Consider the following 2,101-nt stretch of genomic DNA (forward strand, 5'->3'; position numbering starts at 1 on the left):
GAGCTGCCGTCGACCGTGACCGTGGCGATGCCGTAGCTGGTCGTGCGGAACGCGACCCAGTCGAATCCCGTGCCGTCGAACATGAAGGTCGCCTTGGCGGGCAGCCCGTTCGCGTACCGGATGCTGCCGCCGTAGTGGAAGCCGCTCGACGAGGTGGCCCACGAGCTGCCCTCGTAGACGATCGCTGAGTTCGTATGGTCGTAGCGCACGAGGACGTCGAAGACGGCTGTCTTCGTGGTCTCGACGTTGCCGACGCTGTCCACCGAGTAGAACCGCAGCTGGTGGGTACCGCCTGCCGAGGTGGTCATCGTCGTGCCCTCGGTCCAGGTCCCGCCGTCGAGGCTCCAGTAGGTGTGCGCCACCGCGGAGCCCGTGTCGGTCGCGGTCAGCGAGATCGAGGCGGACTCGGCGTACGAGGCGAGCGCGTTGCTCGTGGTGAGTGGCGCGGTCGAGTCGACGCGGAAGCCGGCCGAGTGGGTGGCCTCGGTGTTGCCGACGTTGTCGACGGCCCAGTAGACGACGGTGTTCGTGCCCTCGAGGGTCACGTCTATCTGCCCGCCGTACACCTCGGGTGCTCCGCCGTTGAGCGTGTAGTACGTCGTGCCGATGCCGGAGTACGCGTCGGTCGGTGTCAGGTGCACTGCCACCGGGCCCTTGGCCCATCCGGTCGGGGCGTCGTCACCGGTGACGGGAGCGCTTGCGTCCACGTGGACGTCGAGCGTCTGTTCCGCCTCGACGCGGCCGACAGCGTCCGTCGACCAGAAGGCGACGGTCGTCGTGCCCTCGTCGGTGATGGCGAACGGCGCGGTGTAGGTGGTGTCCGCACCTGCGCCGATCCGGTAGTACGTGCTCGCGACGCCCGAGTGCTCGTCGGTCGCGGTCAGCGTGACCGTGGCGGACCCTGCGACCCAGCCGCCCGGGTACTCGGGGGTCGTGGTCGGCGCGTTCGAGTCGTAGCGGGTCTCGAGGGAGTTCTCGGACTCGATGTTGCCGCGCTTGTCGACCGACCAGTACGCGACGGTCGCGGTGCCGGGCACCGACACGGAGAACGGCGCGGTGTAGGTCGTCTGCGAGCCTGCACCGATGCGGTAGTAGGTGTTCCGGACGCCGACGCCCGTGTCGCTCGCGGACAGGGTCACGGTCACGGGCGTCGAGGACCATTCGGTCTCGGCGGCGTGCGTGGTGACGGGCGCGAAGGTGTCCGTCACGAACTGGCCGACGAGGTCGATCGCGTCGATGTCGACGTTGGCGGCGCTCGCCGACGCGTTCTTGGAGCCGGTGCGCTCGATGACCACCGTGTGGGTGGTGTCCGCCAGGCTGCGGGTCCGATACACGATGGACTTGTAGACCACGGTGGGGGAGTACAGGTCGGTGGTGACGACGGAGCCGTCGACCGTGATCGTGGCGATTCCATAGGCCGTGTTGCGGTAGGCGATCCAGTCGAAACCGGTGCCGCGGAACATGAAGACCGCACGCGGGTTGCCGGTAGTGGCATACCTGATCGTGCCGCCGTGGTACGCGGCGTTGGTCGACGTCGCCCACTGGCTGCCGTCGTAGAAGATCGCGGGGTCGGTGTGGTCGAAGCGCTGCAGCACGTCGAACGAGACGCTCTTGGTCGTCTCGCTGTTGCCGATCGCGTCGACCGAGCGGAACTCGAGGGTGTGGACGCCACCGAGCGTCGTCGTGACCGACGTCCCCTCGACCGCCGCGGCGCCGTCCAGGCTCCAGTAGGTGTGCGCGGCGCCGGAGTAGGCGTCCGAGCGTACGAGCGTGATGGTCGCGGTCCCCGTGTACGAGGTCTGCACGGTGCACGTCGTGACGGGGGCGCTGTCGTCGATCCGCACGAGCGCCGTGCGCGTCGGCTCCACGTTGCCGACCGCGTCGGTCGACCAGTAGGCGAGGGTGTTGGTGCCCTCGAGCGTGACGTGGACCGGTGCGCCGTACAGCGCGGGCGCGCCGGCGTTCAGCACGTAGTACGTGTCCGCCGGGCCCGACAGGGTGTCGACGCGCGAGAGCGTGACGTCGACCGGGCCGTTGACCCATCCGGCGGGCGCGTCGTCGCTCGAGTCGGGCGCGGTCGCGTCCACGTAGACGTCGAACG

Annotated in this window: 1 protein-coding gene; it reads right to left on the reverse strand. The window is 69.1% G+C overall.

Annotation, left to right across the window (positions count from 1 at the left end):
• On the reverse strand, positions 1-2,101 hold a 2,101-nt coding region (locus tag FDZ70_09690; GenBank protein ID TLM69553.1), incomplete at both ends, for a hypothetical protein.

Source organism: Actinomycetota bacterium (assembly GCA_005774595.1).
Lineage (GTDB): Bacteria > Actinomycetota > Coriobacteriia > Anaerosomatales > D1FN1-002 > D1FN1-002.